The following is a 525-nucleotide window of genomic DNA, read 5'->3' on the forward strand; positions in this document are numbered from 1 at the left end:
CAAATCCTTATCAGCTACACCTTCAGGTGGTACCTGGTCAGTTGTTTCAGGAGGAGGGACGATTTCAGGAACTACTTATACACCGGCAGATGTTTCTGCGGATACTTCGGTAACGGTTCGTTATACTGTTGCGGCTAATGGATCTTGTGCAGCTACAACTTCAGACATCACATTTACTGTTAATGTCATTCCAACACCACCAGCATTAGGTACGATTATGCAACCTACTTGTGTGGTCGTAACAGGAAGTGTAGTTTTGAACGATTTACCTACAGGAAATTGGACAATAAACCCAGGTAATATTACTGGAAGTACAGCTTCTATAACTATTTCAGGACTGATGGCAGGGTCAACTTTTAATTATACAGTAACTGTTAATGGGTGTTCTTCTGGATCAACAGAAGTAATTATTAATAATTATTTATGTGCATTGACAGAGACTACAGCGTCAATTAATGGAAATACGGGAGGTAATAGTGCTTCTTTGACATCAAACGACACTTTAAACGGTAATCCAGTCGTTAT

General features: G+C 39.6%; 1 pseudogene. It reads left to right on the forward strand.

Annotated features, from left to right (window positions below):
• Positions 1-525: pseudogene (locus FLA105534_RS00215) on the forward strand (hypothetical protein); the annotation flags it as partial.

Origin of the sequence: Flavobacterium collinsii (assembly GCF_902804485.1) — a bacterium.
Classification (GTDB): Bacteria; Bacteroidota; Bacteroidia; order Flavobacteriales; family Flavobacteriaceae; genus Flavobacterium; species Flavobacterium collinsii.